The following is a 19,332-nucleotide window of genomic DNA, read 5'->3' on the forward strand; positions in this document are numbered from 1 at the left end:
TGCGATTGAGTGGGCGACATATTCGGATTATTCGCTGAGTACTTGTCGCTTGGTCCTACAGCCGTGGCCAGGGGGTATCGGCACAGTGCTCGGTCCCGAGTTCTTAAGCGTACCCAAAGCAGGTGCGCATACCGTTGGCCTACCTCCTGCCTGATGCTCCCTCATGCCATTGCGCTCGCTTCGTAAGTCCGGCCAGAACCTGCTGGCCATGATCGTCGCCCCCCATCTGCACTGGCGCTGGACTCGCCAGCGTCGGCAGTGCCCGATGCTGGACGTGCCTTACAACGACCAGTTGGTGGTCGCCCAGCGTTACCGCAGGAAATACCTCTGCCGATACTGGAGTATCCCTCGTCGTCTGCGCGCATTGATCGAACACTACGCGTGCCTGGGCCAGTTGCCCGGTCCCTGGAAGCGGCGCCTGCTCGGCTATCAGCGCGTTGCCCTGTGCGAGATAGCGCTCAAGGGCGGTGAACAGCTTTATCTATCTCTGGAACCCTCGGTATTTGCCAAGGAAGGTGAGGTCGGCCTGTTCCTGCGCGATGCCGCTGGCGAGCGGTTGTACTCCCTGAGTTTTTGTCTGGGCCGCCAGACAATCATGATTGGCGGCCTGCAAGGCCCGCGTTCCGACCTGGAAGAAGGGCTGGTCAAGTGGCTGGGCAAGGAAATGCACGGGTTGCGCCCGAAGAACCTGTTGATCAGCGCCCTGTACGCGTTCGCTGAGTGCATGAGCGGGCTGCACATTCAGGGAGTCAGCGATGCCGCACATACCTGCTCGCACAAGCTGAAGTCCAGTTACGACGCGTTCTGGCTGGAACTCAGCGGGGTCCGTCACGAGCGCCATTGGTATCGCCTGCCCGAGCGGGAGCCCGAGCGCGATATCGCCGAAGTGAAAAGCCAGCGGCGCAGTGAGTTCCGTCGTCGCGAAGCGCTGCGCGAAGTCATGATCAAGGACATTCGCCAAGCCTGGACGCTCGCCATGGCATCCGAAGAATCCCACTGAGGCGTCCGGCGTACCTGTAAAAAACTATCCCGTTGTGTTCGCTTTTGGTGAAATGCCTGTCGTACGACGCGGGCAATGGCTGCCCGCCCGACCCAGGAGACCCAATGAGCGAGCAGCGACTGACCCCCGGCCTGATGGTGATCCACGGCAACCATCCGGAAGCGCTGCGCGACCTGCTGGTGCAGTGGATGAGCCTGCATCCGCTGGCGCCGCTGGAAAACGAAGTCATCCTGGTGCAGAGCAATGGCATCGCCCAGTGGCTGAAGCTGGCGCTGGGGCGCGACGTCGAGGACGGCGGCTGCGGCGTCACGGCCGCGCTGGACGTGCAATTGCCTGCACAATTTCTCTGGCGCGCCTACCGTGGTGCGCTGGGCCGCGATGAAATCCCCGAAGTCTCGGTGCTCGACAAGGGCCCGCTGACCTGGCGCCTGATGCGCCTGCTGCCGACCCTGCTGGCGCGCGACGAGTTCGCCACCCTGCAGCGCTTCCTCGCCGACGACGCCGACCTGCGCAAGCGCCACCAACTGGCCGAGCGCCTCGCCGACCTGTTCGACCAGTACCAGGTCTACCGCGCCGACTGGCTGGAGGACTGGAGCCGCAGTGTTGATCAGCTGCGCCTGGCCAACGGCACCGTGAAGCAGCTGGATGCCGACAACCGCTGGCAGGCCGCGCTGTGGCGCGCGCTGCTCGATGATGTCGGTCCCGAGGGGCTGGCCACCAGCCGTGCCGGCGTGCACGGACGCTTCATCGAGAAGCTGAAGACTGCCGACAATCCGTTGCCGAATCTGCCGCGCCGCGTGGTGGTGTTCGGCATCTCCGCCATGCCCGCGCAGACGGTGGAAGCCCTCGCCGTGCTGGCGCGCCACGCCCAGGTGCTGCTCTGCGTGCACAACCCCTGCCGCCACCACTGGGCCGACATCGTTGCCGACAAGGACTTGCTGCGCCACGAATACCGCCGCCAGCGCCGCCGCGCCGGCACACCGGAGCTGCTCAGCGACGACCAGCAGCACCAGTACGCCCAGCCGTTGCTGGCCGCCTGGGGCAAGCAGGGGCGCGACTACATCAACCTGCTCGACCAGTACGACGACCCGGACAGCTACCGCGCACGCCTGGGCGCGGTGAGCAACGGGCGCATCGACCTGTTCAGCGACGTGGAGCCGGGCAGCCTGCTCGGCCAGTTGCAGGACGACATCCTCGAGCTGCGACCGATCAATGAGACCCGCGAACACTGGCCGGCGGTCGACCCGCAGGCCGATGACTCGGTGCGCTTCCATGTCGCCCACAGCGCCCAGCGTGAAGTGGAAGTCCTCCACGACCAACTGCTTGCGCGCTTCGATGCCGACCCCACGCTGCGCCCGCGCGACGTGATCGTCATGGTCCCGGACATCAACCCCTACGCGCCGCACATCGAAGCCGTGTTCGGCCAGCTGTCGCGCGACGACAAACGCTTCATCCCCTACACCCTGGCCGACCAGGGCCAGCGCGGCCGCGAGCCTCTGCTGGTGGCGCTGGAGCACCTGCTGCGACTGCCCGACAGTCGCTTTGCGGTCAGTGAAATCCTTGACCTGCTGGACGTCGCCGCCGTGCGCGCACGCTTTGGCCTGGCCGACGCCGACCTGCCGCTGCTGCGCCGCTGGATCGATGGCGCCGGCGTGCGCTGGGGCCTCGACGGCCAGCAGCGCGAACGCCTGGGCCTGCCCGCTGCCGCCGAGGCCAACAGCTGGCGCTTCGGCCTGCGGCGCATGCTGCTGGGCTTTGCCGTGGGCGAGGGCGAAGCCTTCCAGGGCATTCAGCCCTATGCGGAAATCGGCGGGCTGGACGCCGCCGCGCTGGGGCCGTTGGCCGGTCTGCTTGGCGCGCTGGAAAATGCCTGCGAGCTGCTCGCCGAGGAAGCCGATCCGGAGACCTGGGCGCAGCGCCTGCGCCGCCTGCTGGAAGACTTCTTCCAGGTCACCGATGACCACGACGAACTACTGCGCCAGCAACTGCTGAGCCTGCTCGAAGGCTGGCTGGAAACCTGTGGTCACGCCGGCTTCAGCGACCTGCTGCCGCTCTCGGTGGTGCGTGAGGCGTGGCTCAGCGGGCTGGATGCCGGCGGCCTGAACCAGCGCTTCCTTGCCGGTGCGGTGAGCTTCTGCACCTTGATGCCAATGCGCGCGATTCCCTTCCAGCTGGTCTGCCTACTGGGGATGAACGACGGCGACTACCCGCGCCCGCAATCGCCGCTGGACTTCGACCTGATGCGCAACGACTACCGCCCCGGCGACCGTTCGCGCCGCGAGGATGACCGCTACCTGCTGCTCGAGGCGCTGCTCTCGGCGCGCCGCCAGCTCTACGTCAGCTGGGTCGGCCGGAGCATCCGCGACAACAGCGAGCGCCCGCCATCGGTGCTGGTCGGCCAGTTGCGCGACCACCTCGTTGCCGGTTGGCACCGCGCCGACGGCGGCGACCTGTTGCACGGGCTGACTCTGGAGCATCCGTTGCAGCCGTTCAGCCGCGCCTATTTCGATGCACCCTCGGTGCAGGGTATCGACGGCCTTTACACCTACGCGCGCGAGTGGCGTGACGTGCACCGCGAGCATGACGACGAGCCGAACGACGCGCCGTTGTCGCCGCCCGTACTCGACGCGCCTATTGGCCTGCGCGTGCTCTCGGACTTCCTGGCCAATCCGGTGGGCGCGTTCTTCCTCCAGCGCCTGAAGGTGCGCTTTGCCGAGGAGCAACTGACCGGCCAGGACGAAGAGCCCTTCGAGTTGAATGGTCTGGACGTCTGGCAATTGCAGTTCGAACTCTGCGAGCGTCTGCGACCCTGGGTCGAGCAGCACTGGCAGGCCGATCAACTGGCGGCGCAGCTGACCGGTCAGGTCGAACGCCTGCGCCGCGAAGGTCGGCTGCCGCTGGCGGCTTTCGGTGACTTCTCCGCCCAGGCGCTGGTGGCGCCGCTGCACGACCTGCTGGCGCGCTACCGCGAACAGCTGGAGCACTGGTTGCAGGTGGAAGACGAACAGCGCGAGCTCAACCACGAACACGCCGGCATCGAACTGGCGGACTGGCTCGGCGGCCTGCGTCGCAACGCCGATGGTCAGCTCGCCAGCCTGCAACTGGTCAGCGGCAAGCTTCATGAAGGCAAGGGCTACAAATGGCACGGGCTGGTGCGCCCGTGGGTGCGCCACCTGGCGCTGCAGCTGTGCGGCGAGCCAGTGACCAGCATATTGGTGGGCCTGACCGGTACCCTGGAGCTCCCGCCGCTGCCCGCCGAGCAGGCGCGCGCCGAACTGGATGCGTTGATGGACGCCTGGTTCCTGGGCATGAGCCGTCCACTGCCGGTGGCGTGCAAGGCCGCATTCGCCTGGCTGGCCGCAGGAGATGACGAAGCGCGTGCCGCCCGCGAAGCCGCCAAGCGCTATGACGGCGGCTTCAACCTGAGCGGCGAGGTGGCCGCGTCGGCAGCGCTGGCGCGGGTCTACCCGGACTTCGCTGCGCTCAACGCCAGCGACGAATTCGGCGCCTGGGCCGAAGCCTTGTACGGGCCGCTGTTCGCGATCCTGCAGCGCAAGGAGGTGGAAGAATGAGCGCAGTCGAGCTCAAACCTCTCGAATTCCCGCTGCACGGCAGCCGGCTGATCGAGGCCAGCGCCGGTACCGGCAAGACCTTCACCATCGCCTTGCTCTACGTGCGTCTGGTGCTCGACCACGGCGGTGAGCAGGCTGCGTTCGGACGGCCGCTGAGCCCACCGGAAATCCTCGTGGTGACCTTCACCGAAGCCGCGACCCAGGAACTGCGCGAGCGTATCCGCGCGCGCCTGGGCGAGGCTGCGCGCTGCTTCGCCGAACCCGAGCAGCAGCACGACGGTCTGCTGGTGGCGCTGCGCGACAGCTACGCCGCCGAGCGCTGGCCCGGCTGCGCGCGCCTGCTGCGGCTGGCCGCCGAATGGATGGACGAAGCCGCCGTGTCCACCATCCACAGCTGGTGCTATCGCATGCTGCGCGAGCACGCCTTCGACAGCGGCAGCCTGTTCACCCAGGACCTGGCCGCCGACCAGAGCGAGCTGCTCGCCGAAGCCGTGCGCGACTACTGGCGGCGCAATTTCTACCCGTTGGGCGTGGCTGCGGCCAACGCCGTGCGCCATTGCTACGCCGGCCCCGAAGCGCTGGCCCGCGCCCTGCAGCCGCTACTGGCGGCGCAGGAAGCCGGTTTCCGCTATGCCGATCAACCGCTGGCTGCCCCGGCTTCGCTCAGCGAACTGCTGGAAGCCACCGGTCAGTTCTACGACGAACTCGCGGCCGCCGAGAGCCGCGCTCGTGAAGCCTGGGCGGCGGATCGTGAGGGTGTCGCCGAGCTGCTGCGCAACCTGCGCGGTGACCTCAACGGCAACAGCTATCGCGGCAAGGATGACGACGCCGTGTTCGCCGGCTGGATCGAGGCGCTGGATGCCTGGAGCGAAGGCGCCGATGCGCCGGACAACCTGGCCAAATTCGGTCAGACGCGGATCAAGGTGAAGGCCAAGGCCGTAGTGCCTCAGCACCCCGCACTGCAGGCCATCGACGCCTGGGTCGAGCGCGCCGAACAGCGCCCGGAGATCGCCCCGCAACTGCTGCTGCATGCCCTGGGCGAAGTCCGACATAACCTGGAAGTGGAGAAGCAGAAGCGCGCCGAGCTGGGCTTCGACGACCTGCTGGTGCGCCTCGACCGTGCGCTGGCTGGCAGCGGCGGCGAACGCCTGGCCGAGCGCATCCGCGAGCAGTTCCCGATCGCGCTGATCGACGAATTCCAGGACACCGACCCGCTGCAGTACCGCATCTTCGAGCGCGTCTACCGCATCGCCGAGAACCCGCGGAACCTCGGTCTGTTCATGATCGGCGACCCCAAGCAGGCGATCTACGCCTTCCGTGGCGCCGATATCCATACCTACCTGCGCGCCCGTGCGGCGACCGCCGGGCGGCACTACACGCTGGGCACCAACTACCGCTCCACGCTGGCGATGGTCAACGCGGCCAACCGTTGCTTCCGGTTTGCCGAAAACCATCCGCGCGCGGCCTTCCGCTTCGCCGTGGAAGGGCAGGAAAACCCCGTGCCCTTCCTCGAAGTCGGCGCGCGTGGGCGTGGCGAAACGCTGCTGCTCGAAGGTGGCGAAGCGCCGGCCATGACCTTCTGGCAACTGGATAGCGAAGGTCAGGTCTGTGGCTCAACCCTGTACCGCCAGGAGATGGCCGCACGCAGCGCCAGCGCCATCCAGCGCTGGCTGAGTTCAGCGCAGAGCGGCTTCCGTGATGCCCAGGGGCAATGGCGCGCGCTACGCCCGGCGGACATCGCCATCCTTGTGCGCGGCCGCAGCGAGGCCGAGGCCATCCGCGGCGAACTGGCCAGGCGCCGGCTCGCCAGCGTCTACCTGTCCGACCGCGACTCGGTATTCGACAGCCCCGAGGCCGTCGACCTGCTGCATTGGCTGCGCGCCTGTGCCGACCCCGGCGACGACGGCGCGCTGCGCATCGCCCTGGCCACCCGCAGCCTGGCGCTGGACTGGGCGACGCTGGAGCGGCTGAACCAGGACGAACGCTTCTGGGAAGACATGGTGCTGCGCTTCCGCGATTACCGCGTGCTCTGGCAGCAGCAGGGCGTGCTGCCGATGCTGCGCCGCCTGCTCGCCGACTTTGCCCTGCCGGCGCGCCTGTTGCGTGAGACCGACGGCGAACGCAGCCTGACCAACCTGCTGCACCTGGCCGAATGGCTGCAGCGCGAGGCGGTGGAAGTGGATGGCGAGCACGCGTTGCTGCGGGTGCTGGCCGAACAACTGGAGAGCCCCTCCAGCGAGGAAATCCTCCGCCTGGAAAGCGACGCCGACCTGATCAAGGTGGTGACCATCCACAAGTCCAAGGGCCTGGAATACCCGCTGGTGCTGCTGCCGTTCATCTGCACCTGGCGCGAGCTGGACGGCAAGAGCGGCACGCCGCCGAGCTTCCAGTCCGGCGAGTCGCGGGTGGTGGAGCTGTCCCGCGACAAGGAGCTGGCCAAGGCGGCCTTCCAGCTCGCCAACGACGAGCGCCTGAGCGAGGACATGCGTCTGCTCTACGTGGCGCTGACTCGCGCGCGCCACGCCGTCTGGCTGGGCATGGCACCGCTGGTGATGAGCAACAGCAAGAACCCCGAGCTGCACAAGGGCGCCATGGGCTACCTGCTCGGCGGCGGTAACGCGCTGAGCGTCGAGGACGTGTCCGCGCGCCTGGGCGAATTGCAGGCAGGCACGGTGGAAATCGCCCTGGAGCCGGCGCCGGAAGTTGGCAGCGAGTTGTTCGTCGGCATACCGGCCGGTGAACTGGGCGCCGCCCGCGAACCGCGTCGCCGGGTGGCGGAAAAATGGTGGATCGCCAGCTATTCCGCGCTGGCGAACCTGACTGCCCAGAGCGCCACCGAGGACGATAGCGAAATCGCTCCCGCGCCGGCCGCCGATGAGCCCATCAGCGCCGGCGAAGACTTGCTGCGCGAGAGCAGCCTGGAAGAACACCGCGAGCTGGAGGCCGTGCCGGCACCCTTCAGCCTGCATGCTTTCCCGCGCGGCGCGAACCCCGGCAGTTTCCTCCATGGCTTGCTGGAGTGGGCCGCTGACGAAAACTTCCACGTCGATGAAGAACAGCTGCGTGACCAGATCGCCCGGCGCTGTGCTCTGCGCGGTTGGGAGGAGTGGATCGAGCCCCTCACCGGCTGGCTCGGGCAGTACCTGCGCACGGCTTTCCGCGTGCCGGATGCGGCGCCGGTCAGCCTCGCCGGGCTGGCCACTTTCCAGAAGGAAATGGAGTTCTGGTTTTCCACCCGCCATGTCGACACCCAACGCCTCGACGCCGCCGTGATCCGTCACACCCTGGGCGGCGCTGCGCGGCCGACGCTGCAGGCGAACCTGCTCAACGGCATGCTCAAGGGCTTCATCGACCTGGTGTTCGAGCACGAAGGCCGTTACTACGTGGCGGACTACAAATCCAACTGGCTGGGCGCCGACGACGAGGCCTACACCCCTCAAGCTCTGCGCGAGGCCTTGCTGGAACACCGCTACGACCTGCAGTACGCGCTCTACCTGTTCGCCCTGCACCGGCTGCTGCAGGCGCGCCTGCCCGACTACGACTACGACCGCCACATCGGAGGCGCGATGTACCTGTTCCTGCGCGGCAGTTCCTCGGCAACCCAGGGCATGTACCTGGAGCGCCCGCCGAAGGTGCTGATGGACGAGCTGGACCGCCTGTTCCGCGCGGAGGTGCCGGCATGAAGAGCACCACCCAGATGCTCGAACTGATCGGCCGCTGGGCCGAGCGCGGCTGGCTGCGCGAGCTGGACCGGGCCTTCGCGATCTTCCTCGTCGAGCGCGCGCCGGACGCCAACCCGCTGCTGATCCTCGCCGCCGCCCTGGCCAGCCATCAGCTCGGCCGCGGGCATGTCTGCCTCGACCTGGAAGCGACCCTGGCCGACAGCCGTTTCGCCTTGTCACTGCCCCCCGAAGGCGACTCCGCCAAGGACGCCCCGGAACTGCCCGGCGTGCTGCTGGACGGCTTCGATCTCGATGCCTGGCGCGCCGTGCTGAACGATCCGCGCCTGGTCGGCGACGGCCCCGGCGATACGCCGCTGGTGCTCTCCGGCCGCCGCCTGTACCTGCGTCGCTACTGGCAGTACGAACGCGAAGTGCGCGCCGGTATCGACCAGCGTCTGCAACAGGGCGATGCGCTGCGCGCCGCGTTGCCACCTGCCCAGTTGCGCCAGGCGCTGGATGCACTGTTCCCGAAGAAAGCCGGTGCGCCGGCTGACTGGCAGAAGCTTGCCTGCGCGCTGGTCGCCGGCAACGCCTTTGGCATCGTCACCGGCGGCCCCGGCACCGGCAAGACCACCACCGTGGTCAAGCTGCTCGCCCTGCTGCAAAGCCTGGCGCTGGGGGAGGGCGGTCGCGCGCTGCGCATCCGTCTTGCCGCGCCCACCGGCAAGGCCGCCGCGCGCCTGAACGAGTCCATCGCTGGTGCTGTGCAGCGCCTTGATCTCGCAGGGCTGGCCAACGGCGAGGCCGCGCGCGAGGCGATCCCCACCGAGGTGACCACGCTGCACCGCCTGCTCGGCAGCCGGCCGGACAGCCGTCAGTTCCGCCACCACGCCGGCAACCCGCTGGCGCTGGAGCTGCTGGTGGTGGACGAAGCCTCGATGGTCGACCTGGAAATGATGGCCTCGCTGCTCGCCGCGTTGCCGCCGCGCGCGCGGCTGATCCTGCTGGGCGACAAGGACCAGCTGGCTTCGGTGGAAGCTGGCGCTGTGCTCGGCGAGCTTTGCAGCCGTGCCCGCGAAGGCCACTACCGCCCGGCCACCCGCGACTGGCTGGAGGCGGTGACCGGCGAACAGATCAACCCTGAATTGCTGGACACGTCGGGCAGCGACCTCGATCAGGCCGTGGCCATGCTCCGTCACAGCCACCGCTTCAGCGCCGACAGTGGTATCGGCCAACTGGCCGAAGCGGTCAACGCCGGCGATATCCCGGCCCTGCGCCAGGTGTGGAAGGCGCAGCACGAGGACCTCGCGCGCATTGCCGTGGATGCCCAGGAAACCCGTAGCCTGCGCGATCTGGTAATCGACGGCGGGCGTGGTGGCGACCTGTTCGGCCCGGTCGGTTACGCCCACTACCTGCGCGTGGTCAGCGGCGCGCGCCCGGCGGACAACGCCGACCAGCCGGCGCTGGATGGATGGGCAAGGCAGGTGCTGCAAGCCCACGGCCAGTTCCAGTTGCTCTGTGCCTTGCGTCGCGGGCCCTGGGGCGTGGAAGGGTTGAACACCCTGATCGGCGATCTGCTGCAACGCGAGGGGCTGATTCCCTCGTCGAACGGCTGGTTCGCCGGCCGCCCGGTACTGGTCACCCGTAACGACTACGGCCTGGGTCTGATGAACGGTGACATCGGTATCACCCTGGCGCTGCCGCAGACGGCCGACGACGGCTCGGTACGCTGGGTGGCGCGCGTGGCCTTCCCGGCGGGCGACGGTACCGACGCCATCCGCTGGATCCTGCCGAGCCGCCTGCAGGCGGTGGAAACGGTGTTCGCCATGACCGTGCACAAATCCCAGGGCTCGGAATTCACCCACGCCGCGCTGCTGCTACCCGACAGCCTCAACCCCATCCTCACCCGCGAGCTGGTCTACACCGGCATCACTCGCGCGCGGAAGTGGTTCACCCTGGCCAGCGCCGGGCGTGGCTGGCAAGTGCTGGAAGCGGCGACGGAGCGACGGGTGCAACGGGCGAGCGGGTTGCTGGATCTTTCCTGATGTGACGAGACGCGCCAGGGGATTGCTGGCGCGCCTTTCGATGGCCTGTCAGGCCAGTGTGTCGTTGCACCAATCCTCGACGATCAGCCCCGGCACTCGTCGAAACTCGCGGGTGTTGTTGGTCACGATGATGCATTCGGCTGCCAGGGCTTGGCCTGCAATGCCCGTATCGTTCGCACCGATGGGCGTTCCCGCATCGAGCAATTGCCGCATGAGTTTCGCCGAAGCATCAACGGCGTCGATATCCCAGGGCAGCACCGCATCCAGGCGCTGTAACAGCGCATCGATCCATGCCGTCACTGCCTTCGGCGCTTTCGGGGATGCCGCGCCATAGCGAAGCTCCGCATAGGTGATAGCCGAAATTACCAGCCGATTGCCGGCCTCTGCGGCCTCTTGCAGGCGCTGCAGCACCTGCGGCGGGTTCTTGCGCATAATGAACGAGCAGATATTGGTATCCAGCATGTAAGTAACGGGAGAGGCCAAGGGTCACTCCTCGTTTTCGCTGAAGTCGATCCGGCCGGGTTCGATCACGGCGGGCCGATCACCCAGTATGTCGGCGTCGATAGGCTTCAGGGCTGCCAGGCTGCTCCAGGTCGGTCGCGACGGACGCAGCGTGAGGGTATCGCCCTCACGAGTCATCACCAGCTCGGTGACGCCTCTGAATTCCATGTCCCTGGGGATACGGACTGCCTGATTCTTGCCATTGCGGAACAGCGAGACGGTCGTTGTGGGCATGGGTACCTCCGGGGGTGCGGATTGGGAAACCTGTTTTTACACTCTAGCATATGCCTGGCATATGCATTTGTTTTTGCTTCCGGTGGAGACGGGCGGTAACCCGCACTTCCACACTTTTTAGATTTGTCTGATGTCAGCCTGGCCTGCTTTTCGCCAGGCTGGCGGGCATGAAACTCAAGCAGTTCCTTCGTCGCCAGGATTCGTCCTTTTCCACCCCGAAGGCAGCCCGAAAGCTCCTTCGTCTGTTGGCCTGGGTGGTGATCGCCTGCCTGTTCTTCACCTTGAGCCTGTTCCTCGCCGCAAGCTTCAACAGTGAAGTGTCGCAGTTGCGCCGGCAGATGAATGCGGCCATGTATGAGGCCCAGGATTACCTTGGCCAGCGCGAGTCGTTGCTGGAGCACATCAGCCGTGGCGTGACCTGGAAGGCCCGCGAGCCGCTGGTGCAGTGGCGTCAGCTGAGCGTGCCGGTGCCGCCCCACGAGCAGGTTTTCGTCACCCTGGGCGAGCCCGGTTCCAGCTGGAGCCTGGCGCTGTCCGGGCGCGACCTGTCGGAGATGGAAGCCAAGCGGCTGAACCTGATCTATGTCTCGCCCGCCCCGAATCGCACGGTGACCCGGCTCTACGGGGCGCCAGCGCTCAATGCCGTGGTGCCGCCATCGGTGCTCGAAGCACTGGGACAGCCCGGTACGCCGAAGGAGGAGCGGCAGGTCCGCTGGCTCGCGGACCCGACCGACCCGCAGACGCGGCAATACCTGTTCACCCGCGTCACCAGCGAGCGCGACAACGGCTGGCTGGGGCTCGAACTGTTCGGCGCCGATCTCGCTGCGGCCTTCGGCGTGCCCGAGGCCGGGCGCTTCCTGCTGCTGGACCGTGATCACCGGACCATCCTCGGCAGCGCGGTCACGCCGCAGCTCGGCCTGCAGTTCAGCGACCTGTGGGAGGGCGACAACTTCGCCTTCAGCGGCCCCGGCGTGCTGCCCAGTCACCTGGCGCTGCTCAAGCACCTGGGCAGTTCCGATTGGTCGCTGATCTATTACTTCAACCTCTCCGAACTGCTGGTGCCGATGTGGCCGCGGGTGCTCGCCTCGCTGGCATTCCTGCTGGGTTGCTCGCTGCTGGTGTGGGCCATGTGCCGGCGCATCAACCGGCGCCTGATCGGCCCGGCGCAGCATCGCCTGAATGCATTGGTAGAGAACGAAGGCTTCCACCGCGCGATGATCCAGACCGCGCCGGTGGCGCTCTGCGTGCTGCGCCGCAACGACGCCGAGGTGGTGCTGGAAAACCGTCTCGCCCAGCAATGGCTGGGCAGTGGCGACGAGCGCCGCTACTGGAGCCACGGCTGGCTGGAGCGGGGCTTCAACAGTGGCGAGGAGGGTGGTTCGGAGGAGGTGGAAACCCACACTGGGCGGCACCTCTACCTGAGCTACACACCGACCCGCTACAAGGGTGAGGAAGTGCTGTGCTGCGCCTTCAGCGACATCAGTGCGCGCAAGCAGACCGAGGCTGCGCTGGCCGAAGCCAAGCGCCTGTCTGACACCGCCAACGAAGCCAAGACGCTGTTCCTGGCGACCATGAGCCATGAAATCCGCACACCGCTCTACGGCGTGCTCGGTACCCTGGAGCTGCTCGGCCGCACGGCGCTGGACCACCAGCAGTCCGGCTACCTGCGCGCCATCCAGCGCTCGTCGTCGACCCTCCTGCAACTGATCAGCGACGTGCTTGACGTGTCGAAGATCGAGGTCGGCCAACTGGGTCTGGACCCGGTGGAGTTCTCGCCGCTGGAGCTGACCCTCGACAGCGTCCAGGCATACGCCGCCGCCGCCCGCGCCAAGGGCCTGCAGATCTATGCCTGCTGTGACTCGCAGATGCCCGAGCGGGTGCTGGGCGACGCTACGCGCATACGCCAGATCCTCAACAACCTGCTGAGCAATGCGGTGAAGTTCACCGACAGTGGGCGCATCGTCCTGCGCGTACGTGCCGAGCCTGGTGAAGACTGGCTGGATATCCTGCACTGGCAGGTGGCCGACACCGGCATCGGCATCCCCGAGGATCAGCAGGCACATCTCTTCGATGCCTTCTACCAGGTCTCCGGCAACACGCGCATGGCCGGCGGCACGGGGCTCGGCCTGTCGATCTGCAAGCGGCTCACGGAGCTGATGGGCGGGCAGTTGCGCGTGGTCAGCGACGTTGGCCTGGGCAGCAGCTTCTCTCTCAGCCTGCCCCTGCAGTGCGTGGACCGCCAGAGCAGCGGCGACCTTCGGTTGGCCAACTCGATGGTGTGGGTGCATGCGCCCATCCGCGAGCTCGCCGAGAGCCTCTGCGGCTGGATTACCCGCTGGGGTGCACGGGCGCAGGTGGCGACGGCGGACCAGCCAATCGAGGACGACGCCTCCAGCGTGCTGGTGGACCTTCGCTTCAATCCCCACGACCGCAAGCCGCAGCCTTCCTGGCGCGGCTGCCGGGTGCTGGTGACCGACCTGGGCGGCGAGCAGCCGCGCCAGGAAGGCTGCGACTGGCATGTGGGCCGCTATAACTTCGAGGGCTTGCGCCGTGCCCTGGCGGCCGCGCAGGGCTGCACCAGCGGCGAGGCGTCGCGCCTGGCCGAGACGCTGCCGGATATCGGCCTCGGCCTGCATGTACTGCTGGTGGAGGACAACCCGATCAACCAGCTGATCCTGCGCGACCAGCTGGAAACCCTCGGCTGCACGGTCGAGCTCGCTGTCGATGGCCGGCAGGCCCTCACGCGCTGGCAGCCGGATGCCTTCGACGTGGTGCTCACGGACGTCAATATGCCCCATCTCAATGGCTACGAACTGGCCCGCGCGCTGCGCCTGCGTGGCTATCGCGGGCCGATCATCGGCGCCACCGCCAACGCCATGCACGAGGAAAACGAACGTTGCCTCGCCGCTGGCATGAACCTCTGCCTGCTCAAGCCGGTGGACCTGCGCACTCTGCGCCAATGCCTGACCAGCCTGCCCGCGGAGGTGCAGCCGTGCGACATCAGCGAATCCTGATCGTCGAAGATCAGCCTTTCCAGCGGGAGTACCTGCTCAATCTGTTCCGTGAACAGGGCGTGCGACACCTGCGTGCCGCCGAGGACGGCGCCGAAGCGTTGCGCTGGCTGGAGCAGGAGCGCTTCGACCTGGTGGTCAGCGACCTGATGATGCCCGGCCTGGACGGCGTGCAGCTGATCCAGCGACTGGCTGCGCTGAGCCATCCGCCACTGCTGGCGATCATGAGCTCGGCGTCGCGCTCGCTGATGGGCAGTGCCTGCATGGTGGCCCGCGCCCATGGCATCACTGTGCTCGAACAGATCGCCAAGCCGGCCCGCGCACCGGTCGTTCGGCGTCTGCTGGAGAAGCTCGTCTCACGCCTGGAGCGTGCTGAGCAGTACCTTGCGCCGGCCATCACTCCGCCGACCCGGGAAGAGTTGGAGCAGGCCCTGGCGCAGCGACAGTTCTGCGCCTGGTTCCAGCCCAAGGCTTCGCTGATCGATGGTCGCATCGTCGCCGCGGAGGCGCTGGTGCGCTGGGAACACCCTAGCCACGGCGTGTTGCAGCCGGGCAGTTTCATGGATGCCCTGACCGCCGCCGGGCTCGACGAGGCGCTGCTCTGGACGGTGCTCGATCAGGCGTTGCAGGCCCAGGCCGACTGGGGCCAACTGGGTTTTCACCTGTCGGTGGCGGTGAACCTTCCGACCCACCTGCTGGACAATCCCGAACTGCCCGACCGCCTCGCCACCTTCGTCGCCGCCCGTGGCGGGGTGCCGGCGCACATCGTCTTCGAACTGCTCGAATGCAGCAGCACGGCGACCCCGGCCAACTACTATGCCGGCACTTGCCGCCTGCGCATGAAGGGCTTCGGCCTTGCGCAGGACGATTTCGGCCAGGGCTACAGTTCCCTGTACAACCTGGTCTCGACGCCATTCACCGAGCTGAAGATCGATCGCGCGCTGGTGCATGGCTGCGTGGATGACGATGGGCTGGCGGCGGCGCTGGAGAGCATCGTCAAGCTCGGCCGGCAGTTGGGGCTGGAGGTGATCGCCGAGGGCGTCGAACACCCGGAAGAGCTGGCGCTGCTGCGCCGCCTGCGCTGCGATTGCGCCCAGGGTTTCCTGTTTTCCGAGGCGGTGCCGCCGGCGGTATTCACCCGCCAGTTGCTCCAGGAACGCTCTGCCATGGCTCATTGATCCACGGCAGACATATCGCCGATGCCAGGGCGATCGTCGGCCTGCCAACGGTCGTCGGGTCGCCTTATCCCGTACTCACATCTACAGTCTGCTGGTATCCGGCGGGCCCTCCGCCGCCACTTTCCGCGACACCGGATGCTATGCATGAAGGAACATGACCACGGCTCGATTCGTAAACTGGCCAGCACGTCGCTGCGCCTGAACGTCGTGCTGCTGTGCGCCGTTTCCCTCGCCCTGATGCTGGTGGGCGCCTGCTACTGGGCCTTGGGCCGGGTGGTGCAGGAAGAGCGGGACAAGGTGCACTTCCACTTCACCCGGCTGGTGGGGGACATCCACGAGCACGAGGCCTTCCTCAACCGTATCGCCCAGCAGAGTGACGAATCCACGCAGCGCCAGGACCTGGACGTGATCCCGTTGCAGCGGCGCATGCTGATCCGCGAAAACGGCATGGAGATCCACGAGGGACGCGAGTTCTCCTTCGCCATGTCCTTCACCCTCGCGCAGCAGGTGCGTCAGATCGGCCCGGGGGAGCGGCCCGGCACATTTTCCTTCGGGGTGATGCTGGCAAATTTCTACAGCAGCTACTGGAGTGCCTCGTCCTTCCCTTCACCGCAGGTGCTGGTGCTCGATCTGCACGGCCCCACCAGCCTCGCGGTGCCCTCGATCGGCAACTTCCGTGGTCAGCGGCCGCTGACCCGGGGCAACTACCTGACGGTGATCGATCGCGTGCGCGAGGCGCTGGAAGAGCGTTCGCCCAAGCGCAGCGACATCCAGGTGCACTGGGCGCAGGCACAGCCTTATACCGGCGGCGTTACCCGCGAGCTGCTGGCCTACGTCAGCCTCGACCTGCCCGATGCGCTGTGGTGGGAATCGGACCTCGATCGCCGTGTCGTTGCCGTGTCGCTGCTGGACCTGGGGCGTATCAACGACATGGAGCAGATTCTCGACCGACCGGTGTTCGACGAACTGGAGCTGATCTCGCCGGGCGGCCAGGTGCTGATCGATTTTCCCGGCGGCGAGAAGGATTTCCAGGATGGCCTGAACTTCAGCGCCGACGGCCTGGTGTTCAAGGTCCGCAGCGAATTCAACGGGGGCTGGACTGCGCTCTATCGGCTGGGCTACGCCAGCTTCTTCCGCTATGCCAAGTGGCAGTTCATCGGCGGGCTGGCGTTGATCCTCGGCAGCCTGGCCGGGGGTTGGTTCGCCATCCGCTGGTACTCGCGCAGGGTGATCAGGCCGGCGCGCCGCGCACACCTGGAGATAGTCGAGAGCGACGCGTTCAGCCGCGCGGTGATCCAGACTGCGCCCGTGGCGCTCTGCGTACTGCGCCACGGCAGCCACCAGGTGGTGATGCAGAACCGCCTGGCCGCGCAGTGGCTGGGCGACGGCGAGGCCATCAGCCGTATCAGCCGCGACTGGGACCTCAGCGGAAGAGTCGGCGAGGGCAGTGGCGAGCTGGTCTTCGAAGTGGAAGGACGCGCCCTGCACGCCAGTTTCGCCCCGACCCGCTACCAAGGGGAGAACGTGGTGCTCTGCGCCTTCAATGACATCAGCGCGCACAAGCAGGCGCAGCAGATGCTGGCCGACGCCAAGCTCTCGGCGGACGCCGCCAGCGAGGCGAAATCGGTGTTCCTCGCCACCATGAGTCACGAAATCCGCACACCGCTCTATGGCGTGCTGGGTACTCTGGAACTGCTCGGGCTGACCGAGCTGACCGGCCAGCAACGCGATTATCTCGCCACTATCCAGCGCTCCTCCTCGACTCTGTTGCAGTTGATCAGCGACATCCTCGACGTGTCCAAGATCGAGGCCGGGCAGATGGCCCTGGAGGAGATGGAGTTCAACCCGCTGGAATTGGCCGAGGAGGTGGTTGCCGGGTACGCCGGCGTGGCCGAGGGCAAGGAGCTGCAGCTCTACGCCTGCATCGATGCGAACGTTCCCGGGCTGGTGCGCGGCGATGCCGCGCGCATCCGACAGATTCTCGCCAACCTGCTGAGCAACGCGCTGAAGTTCACCGACATCGGTCGGGTGGTGCTGCGCTTGCGCATCGTCGCCGGCGAGTCGGGCGAGACGGCCCTGCAGTGGCAGGTGACCGATACCGGCATCGGCATGTCCGACGCGCAGCAGCAACGCCTGTTCGAGCCCTTCTACCAGGCCCACGGCCATGAACACACGGTCAGCGGCACCGGCCTGGGCTTGTCGATCTGCGCGCGGCTGAGCCAATTGATGGGCGGACAGCTGCGCGTGGTGAGCGAAACCGGGCTGGGCAGCAGCTTCACCTTCACCCTGGCGCTGCCGGTGCTGGAGCGCGCCCAGCCGCTGGCCGATGGCGGGCCGCTGTTGCCGCAGCCGGTTTACGTGCGGGCGCCGGTGAAGGAGCTGGCGCAGAACCTGGCCGCCTGGGTCGACTGCTGGGGGGGCTCGGCGCTGGTCCAGGAGGAGCTGCCGAGCGATACACCGTCTGGCGCGGTGCTGCTGGACCTGCTCGATACCGGCCACGAGCCACTGTGGAGCGGGCCGCGCGTGCGCGCGCTGGCCGAGGCCAGCGTGCAGCCGCAGGCGTCCAGCCAGGGCTGGGAAGTCAGCCTCTACCACCTTTCCGCCATCGCCCAGGCCTTGCGCCTGGCGCAGCAGGGAGGCAGTGCCGAGGCGCGGCACGCGCCCCGTGTCACTCGCCTGGGCAAGCTTGGCCTGCGGGTGCTGGTGGCCGAGGACAACCCGATCAACCAGGCCCTGCTCAAGGAGCAACTGGAGGAGCTGGGCTGTCGCGTCACGCTCACCAGCAATGGTCGCGAAGCCATGCAGCGTTGGGCGCCCGGCGCTTTTGACGCACTGCTGACCGATGTGAACATGCCGGTGATGAATGGCTACGAGCTGGTCGGCGAGTTGCGCCGCCACGACAGCTGGCTGCCGATCATCGGCGTCACCGCCAATGCGTTGCGCGAGGAGGGCGAGCGTTGCATGGCGGTGGGCATGAACGCCTGGCTGGTCAAGCCGATGAGCCTGCGCACGCTGCATGACGGGCTGCTCAAGGTCTGTGGTCATGCGGCGGCCGAGCCAGCGGAGAGCGAAGAGCAATCCCAGGCGCCAGTACAGGACCGCATTCAGGTCTCGGAGAAGATGCGCGAGCTGTTCCTGCGTACCATGCGTCAGGATATGCAGGGCGTGACTGATGCCCTGCAGGTCAGCGACCTGCCGACCGTCCGTCAGCAGGTGCACCGCCTGCGGGGCGCGCTTGCGGTGGTCCAGGCCCATGGTCTGAGTGATGCCTGCGGTGCGGTGGAGCAAGCGCTGATCGCGCAGCCCGCCGGGCCGGAACTGTCCGCGGCGGTGAACGCGCTGATGGGACGAATCGAGGCGGCCCTGGCCAGCCTCTGAGAGCCTGTCCGGTAACCGGGGCTACTCTGGAATAGTGGTCGTGCCCTGTGGCCGGCCGACGATCGCAAACGTTGGGACACAAGAAAACTCATGGAAAAAGTCAGAGTGGCACTAGCGGACGACCATCCCATCGTCCTGATGGGCGTTCGTGAGGTGATCGAACGGGATGATCGCTTCGAGGTGATCGGCGAGGCGCACAACTCCAGCGAACTGGTGGCCCTGTACCGCGAACAGCGCCCGGCCATCGTTATCACCGACTACAACATGCCGGGCGACCAGACCTATGGCGACGGCATCAAGCTGATCGAGTTCCTCCTGCGCAACTTCCCTGACACGCGCATCCTGATCCTCACCATGCTGTCCAACCCGCTGATCCTATCCAGCCTGTACGACCTGGGCGTGTCGGGGGTGATCCTGAAGAATGGTGATCTCAACGAGATCCTGGTGGCGCTCAAGGCGCTGTCGCAAGATCGCATCTACCGCGGACCGGGCATGCAGTCCTCGAGCAGTGTGCTGGCCAGCGGGGACGATGTGGAAGGGCGCATCGCCAGTCTGTCGGTAAAGGAATACGAAGTGCTGCGACACTTCGTTTCGGGGATGAGCGTGCGTGACATCGCGCTGCTGCTGAACCGCAGCGTGAAGACGGTGAGTGCGCAGAAAATCTCCGCCATGCGCAAGCTGGACGTGGACACCGACCAGGCGCTGCTTACGTTCTGTGTGATGGCCAATCTGTTCCAGTAAGCCGGGCCCA

10 protein-coding genes are annotated in these 19,332 nt (G+C 66.9%); 8 read left to right on the plus strand and 2 right to left on the minus strand.

Translation table 11 applies throughout. The features are described 5' to 3' along the window. Positions 1-163 precede the first annotated feature (163 nt). The 4 genes from ACNFH5_RS07095 (at position 164) to recD (ending at position 10,279) form a co-directional block, all read left to right on the plus strand. On the plus strand, positions 164-1,000 hold the full coding sequence (locus tag ACNFH5_RS07095) for a DUF535 family protein (protein WP_416744928.1): 837 nt from the start codon (positions 164-166) through the stop codon (positions 998-1,000). Between the two features lie 104 nt (positions 1,001-1,104). Further along, positions 1,105-4,572 (plus strand): exodeoxyribonuclease V subunit gamma, encoded by a 3,468-nt coding sequence (gene recC / locus ACNFH5_RS07100; RefSeq protein WP_416744929.1) that lies wholly within the window; start codon positions 1,105-1,107, stop codon positions 4,570-4,572. After that, entirely contained in the window at positions 4,569-8,255 is a 3,687-nt protein-coding gene (recB, locus tag ACNFH5_RS07105; protein WP_416744930.1) for an exodeoxyribonuclease V subunit beta, read from the plus strand. Before recC ends, recB begins: the two co-directional genes overlap by 4 nt. Continuing rightward, a complete protein-coding gene (recD, locus tag ACNFH5_RS07110; RefSeq protein WP_416744931.1) occupies positions 8,252-10,279 on the plus strand; it encodes an exodeoxyribonuclease V subunit alpha in 2,028 nt (675 codons plus the stop codon). Before recB ends, recD begins: the two co-directional genes overlap by 4 nt. Before the next feature lie 48 nt (positions 10,280-10,327). Here the strand turns inward: recD and ACNFH5_RS07115 are convergent, their stop codons facing one another. Together ACNFH5_RS07115 and vapB are read right to left on the minus strand one after the other, a co-directional pair. Further along, entirely contained in the window at positions 10,328-10,741 is a 414-nt protein-coding gene (locus ACNFH5_RS07115) for a type II toxin-antitoxin system VapC family toxin (RefSeq protein WP_416744932.1), read from the minus strand. 24 nt (positions 10,742-10,765) lie between these two features. Continuing rightward, entirely contained in the window at positions 10,766-11,014 is a 249-nt protein-coding gene (vapB, locus tag ACNFH5_RS07120; protein ID WP_416744933.1) for a type II toxin-antitoxin system VapB family antitoxin, read from the minus strand. A 167-nt stretch (positions 11,015-11,181) separates the two neighbouring features. On the opposite strand from vapB, the gene ACNFH5_RS07125 reads away from it, so the two are divergent. From ACNFH5_RS07125 to ACNFH5_RS07140, 4 genes are all read left to right on the plus strand, one after another. Further along, complete coding sequence (locus ACNFH5_RS07125; RefSeq protein WP_416744934.1) at positions 11,182-14,028, plus strand: ATP-binding protein; 2,847 nt, start codon at positions 11,182-11,184, stop codon at positions 14,026-14,028. Beyond that, positions 14,007-15,203 carry an EAL domain-containing protein gene (locus tag ACNFH5_RS07130; RefSeq protein WP_416744935.1) on the plus strand — a complete coding sequence of 399 codons (1,197 nt, stop codon included), beginning with the start codon at positions 14,007-14,009 and terminating at the stop codon, positions 15,201-15,203. Before ACNFH5_RS07125 ends, ACNFH5_RS07130 begins: the two co-directional genes overlap by 22 nt. 144 nt (positions 15,204-15,347) lie before the next feature. Beyond that, positions 15,348-18,581: an ATP-binding protein gene (locus ACNFH5_RS07135; RefSeq protein WP_416744936.1), complete on the plus strand. Its 3,234-nt coding sequence runs from the start codon at positions 15,348-15,350 to the stop codon at positions 18,579-18,581. A 90-nt stretch (positions 18,582-18,671) separates the two neighbouring features. Then, entirely contained in the window at positions 18,672-19,322 is a 651-nt protein-coding gene (locus ACNFH5_RS07140; protein WP_416744937.1) for a response regulator, read from the plus strand. The last annotated feature ends 10 nt before the right edge of the window (positions 19,323-19,332 follow it).

The organism is Pseudomonas sp. NY15435, from assembly GCF_048068295.1.
Taxonomy (GTDB): Bacteria; Pseudomonadota; Gammaproteobacteria; order Pseudomonadales; family Pseudomonadaceae; genus Pseudomonas.

Bases quoted from the DNA above. Each gene is read 5' to 3' on its own strand.
- ACNFH5_RS07095 (WP_416744928.1), top strand. From the start codon at position 164: ATGCCATTGCGCTCGCTTCGTAAGTCCGGCCAGAACCTGCTGGCCATG.
- recC (WP_416744929.1), top strand. From the start codon at position 1,105: ATGAGCGAGCAGCGACTGACCCCCGGCCTGATGGTGATCCACGGCAAC.
- recB (WP_416744930.1), top strand. From the start codon at position 4,569: ATGAGCGCAGTCGAGCTCAAACCTCTCGAATTCCCGCTGCACGGCAGC.
- recD (WP_416744931.1), top strand. From the start codon at position 8,252: ATGAAGAGCACCACCCAGATGCTCGAACTGATCGGCCGCTGGGCCGAG.
- ACNFH5_RS07115 (WP_416744932.1), bottom strand. From the start codon at position 10,741: ATGCTGGATACCAATATCTGCTCGTTCATTATGCGCAAGAACCCGCCG.
- vapB (WP_416744933.1), bottom strand. From the start codon at position 11,014: ATGCCCACAACGACCGTCTCGCTGTTCCGCAATGGCAAGAATCAGGCA.
- ACNFH5_RS07125 (WP_416744934.1), top strand. From the start codon at position 11,182: ATGAAACTCAAGCAGTTCCTTCGTCGCCAGGATTCGTCCTTTTCCACC.
- ACNFH5_RS07135 (WP_416744936.1), top strand. From the start codon at position 15,348: ATGAAGGAACATGACCACGGCTCGATTCGTAAACTGGCCAGCACGTCG.
- ACNFH5_RS07140 (WP_416744937.1), top strand. From the start codon at position 18,672: ATGGAAAAAGTCAGAGTGGCACTAGCGGACGACCATCCCATCGTCCTG.